Here is a 4,036-nt window from a genome sequence, read left to right on the forward strand (position 1 = left end):
TGGCGTTTGAGATTTTGCAGCAATTTTGTTGATAATCACCCCTGCTAAAGTTGATTTGCCAGATTGTGTCCCACCAGAAAGGTAAAAATGGTGATTACTGCGAAGAGTCATATTTTGATTAGATGCAGCATCACACAGTTCATCAATCCAAGCACCATCAATTCTGATGTAACCAGGATAATTTGCTGCTAGGGCTTGCAGAATTTTCATTGCACCCGGATTAGTCACGGACTGCACTGATTCTTCATCAATGTCAGCAATATCGGGATTGGCTGGGGCAAGCTCCGTCAACATACACGAGTTTGTATCCAAGGATTTCCATGACCTCTGCATTGGGGTCGGTTGGAGGCAGGAGTATTTTCTCTGTTGGCTGATCCAACTGGGCTGCTTGAAGAGAAGATGGGCTAATCATATTGCAATATGCCATGATGATTTCGATTGTTTAAATTTGTTATCCAAGCGATTGCTTTTCTCTTGGGCTGCAATCGCTTTTTCTCACTTCCAGGACTAGGAATTTCTTACACATCCGCATTCGCATCTGTAGCACGTAGGAAGAATTTCCTTGTGAGAGTCACCTACTCAAAGTGAATGTTTACTTGCTGTACTCTGTGTCATGATTGTTTTTATTCGGGAACTTCTTGGCGATTGCAATTCTTTTGGTGTGCAATCGCCTTTCTCGCTTTCAGCAACTAAGCCGCTACTGTCGCTCTGACTCCCAACGATGCAATCACTTGTTCAGCACTCGGAGCCACGCGATTGACTCCGTACTGTCTTGGTCTTGCGTACCAACCCTCTTCATCCCAGCCAACGAAACCAATTAACTTGCCCTGGCGATAGACTTTCGTACTAAATACTAGATAGTCAATCTCACCGTGGTACAAACCGAAAACAGTGCAAGCTTCTTTCAACTCGGACTCTAAGCGCTGATTCCGTTCCCGTGGGGTTTCTGGTAGAGTCGCTTTTACCTCTGCCACTCTTGTAGCGAACCAGTTTCTGTCGAAGGGTAGTCGTCCGCCACCGACTAACTGCACCCATACTGTAATCCCGCCTTCGATCCAGATAGTACGGACTGATTCGGGTTCCACTTCGATAATCTCGCCAATGATGCGACGGTCACGAGATGTCAAGGGGTCTTGGGTGGGGGCTACAGCTTCGGCTTGGGTTTCCAGGTGGGTGTATAGTTCTGCTTGGGCTGTGGCTTGCTCATCAAGAGAAAAACTAGGAATTGCTTGCTGTGTATGTGTTGTATAGTTCATAATAGAAATCTCCGTGATAGGGGAAAAGGCGATCGCTTTGTTTACCAGACACCGGCGGTCGCCTTTGTTATGTGTGCAAACGACGTTGTGGTTTAGCACAACGCTCTCAAAAAGATTTGGCGTAGCCATCTACAGCTAGTTGCTAAGAGCATTATCAAGACAGTAGATAGATAGCATCAGGGGACGTGTATAGCTCAACGTCAACAGCTAACGGTCTAATGTCTTTTGTAATTATTTATTAAGTGCAAATCCATTTCCCGGCTGTGTACCCCTCGCCTTCTCTGGTGATGCCAGTGCCTCGGCTACTCATCAAGCGGTCACTCTGGATTCACTTGTCAAAATTCGGTGAGTGCAACCTCTTGATTGCGTTTGCTGGCTAGGGGTTTGTTTTTCCTTTGCCCTTGTATCTATTAGTATATGCGGTAATGCATACAGTTGTCAAGGATTAATACTAACAATGATTGCTTATTTGTAGCTAATGTATGCGATACAGCAAACGATATGTTAACATAGCCTACAGGTACGATGGAGGAATGAAAAAAAAGATGTTTTGCCGACTAGCCGTTTTGATGGCAGAGAAAGACCCCCAGCTGTCCCAGAGGCAACTGGCAAGAGACACTGGTTTAGACGTGACAACTATTAACCGTCTATTTACCAACAATTTCAGTCGTGTTGATGTCAGCACAGTCGAAACCCTATGTAACTACTTTGGGCGAACTGTAGGCGATCTTTTTGAAATGAGAGATCCACAGGATATCCCCCAGCGACGCACAAAGAAACAAGCTCAAGTTAATGAAGAGGCAGCATGACCACCCATTTATGTGTTGTATTTATTTTTAGTACACTTCCCGATCAAACTTATTTAAACTTCTCACTGAAGCATCATAGATAAAAGCGATCGCAGGCCGGCAAGCTACACGATCGCTTACTCAAATTGTTCAGGACAAAGTGAGCCAATTACAATGCTGACACATTTTTGGAAAAACCCTCCAAATCAGCTGCTCTTGTTCACTTTGGTTAAACTGCAACACCTCAATTTCCAAGCATTTACCATAGTGAGCAAGAAATATGCTGACACTAGAACCCGAACAAACAACGACGCTGGACTACAGTGTTGTTAACGCCAGCATCCAGGAAACCTTCACTGCTATCGACAAATTCGAGTGGCAAGCAATAGATGAACTGCGCCTGATGCGAGACAAAGGCTATTACTTTGATGGTGGACACGAGAGCTTTGAAGACTATTGCGAGAACGAGTTAACTAAACACGGGGGATATCGCCGCGTCAGAGATTTGCTGTCTGCGAAGAAAGTAGTTGATACCCTGCCAGAAGAACTGAGGGTAAAAATCACTAAACCCTCTCAAACTCGCCCCCTACTTCGTTTGGTCAAAACTCCTGACAAGTTAGAGCAAGCTGTTACGATCGCCTCCCAAGAAAAATCCTTCCCCACTGCCGCCGATTTTGCTCTTGCAGTTCAGAAGGTTGTTCCAAAAAATACGTCACCCACTAGAAGCAATAGCACAAAACAAGAAAAAGTCAAAACGCAATTGTGTAATTCTGTGACTGTTTCTTCTCTTCTACATTCCAGATATGGGGATTCGGGAGTGATTGAGGCTTCGGCTCCGAATAACTATCAGCAGATTGTTACCTTTGCTGATGGCGAAAGGTTGTTGATCAATAATGCTGATTTGGCTGGTTTAAATGACGCAATTGTGTCCGAATCGGGTGGGCGAACTTACCCAAAAGAATATTCTGAAGTGATCGCTGCACTCAAAGAACAGCACCAGCAAGAGTTAGAGCGCTTACAGCAAGAGTTGAGAATCGGCCTACAGTCAGAAGCTACAGCCAGAGCCGAAGAACAAGTACAAGAGCAAATCCAATCTCTGCAAAACTTGTACAAGCAGCAGAAAGAGCAAAACGTTCAGTTACAGCAGCGTTTGGATGAGATGGAGGGGTTACGGAAACTGGAAATTGAAAACCAACAACTCTTTTCTCGCATTCAGGAATTAGAAAACGCAGTTCAACAGCACCCTTTTCAAGAATGGGGGAATACCATGACTCAGCAAGCGACCAAAGCGTTGAGCAAGCAGGTGAAACAGGCGTTAGAAAAAACTATTGATCTGCGATCGCTAGCAGTTGAACCACCCAAAGAAAATGCCCAAGAATGTCTGCGACTGATGGGTATGGCGTTGAAGAACCTAGCCAGCGCTATGAACAATACCCAGGCACTTGAAGCTGCGGCAATCATTCTGGGAAGTGAACCTACACCAACTGCGATCACATATCGAGCCGAGCAATTGGAAATGTTGCCCCAGGCGGTTAGTGACATTAGGGCAGTACTTGCAAAACCTGGGTGTAGCTGGCAGGACTATTGGGCAGTGGCGCAAGAGTACGAAGTGATTAAATCAGATTACTGGGCGGAATTGACCAGTGAGGAAACAGAGTTAGTTACCGCACTCCAGAAAGCATCTTCTCAACCAGACACGATTGGTATCGGGTCTATCGTTGCCCATGCCGACCCATACCGTACTTTGTATGTCGAGAGAGGTGAAGTTGTAGAGGATTTGGGCGAAGAGTTGGTGGTTGCCTGGGATTGTTGGAAGGAGCAATCGAAAAAGACTGATAGGTATTTCCGAGATGAATTGCGATTCTGGCAAGGCTAACTAATCTGTTGCCCATACGAGTGATTTTTTAAACACATAAATTAGAGTATCTAACTTGGTGGGGCATTAAGTCTGCACCGTCAATATTTTGATGCTCAAAATCTGAAGAAGTATGA

General features: G+C 45.1%; 3 protein-coding genes and 1 pseudogene. 2 read left to right on the top strand and 2 right to left on the bottom strand.

What is annotated here, in order from left to right; genetic code table 11:
• Positions 1-294: pseudogene (locus H6G97_RS46975) on the bottom strand (ATP-binding protein); the annotation flags it as partial.
• A gap of 395 nt (positions 295-689) precedes the next feature.
• The gene (locus H6G97_RS46980; RefSeq protein WP_190947233.1) at positions 690-1,256 is read right to left on the bottom strand and encodes a hypothetical protein; all 567 of its coding nucleotides are present in this window, start codon (positions 1,254-1,256) and stop codon (positions 690-692) included.
• Between the two features lie 533 nt (positions 1,257-1,789).
• Here H6G97_RS46980 and H6G97_RS46985 point away from each other — a divergent pair.
• Together H6G97_RS46985 and H6G97_RS46990 are read left to right on the top strand one after the other, a co-directional pair.
• Positions 1,790-2,065: a helix-turn-helix domain-containing protein gene (locus tag H6G97_RS46985; protein ID WP_242054283.1), complete on the top strand. Its 276-nt coding sequence runs from the start codon at positions 1,790-1,792 to the stop codon at positions 2,063-2,065.
• A 259-nt stretch (positions 2,066-2,324) separates the two neighbouring features.
• On the top strand, positions 2,325-3,920 hold the full coding sequence (locus H6G97_RS46990) for a hypothetical protein (RefSeq protein WP_190947234.1): 1,596 nt from the start codon (positions 2,325-2,327) through the stop codon (positions 3,918-3,920).
• The last annotated feature ends 116 nt before the right edge of the window (positions 3,921-4,036 follow it).

The sequence above is a fragment of the Nostoc flagelliforme FACHB-838 genome, assembly GCF_014698065.1.
In the GTDB taxonomy this organism is placed as follows: domain Bacteria; phylum Cyanobacteriota; class Cyanobacteriia; order Cyanobacteriales; family Nostocaceae; genus Nostoc; species Nostoc flagelliforme_B.

Coding starts and splice junctions, on each gene's coding strand:
- H6G97_RS46980 (WP_190947233.1), bottom strand. CDS start 1,256: ATGAACTATACAACACATACACAGCAAGCAATTCCTAGTTTTTCTCTT.
- H6G97_RS46985 (WP_242054283.1), top strand. CDS start 1,790: ATGAAAAAAAAGATGTTTTGCCGACTAGCCGTTTTGATGGCAGAGAAA.
- H6G97_RS46990 (WP_190947234.1), top strand. CDS start 2,325: ATGCTGACACTAGAACCCGAACAAACAACGACGCTGGACTACAGTGTT.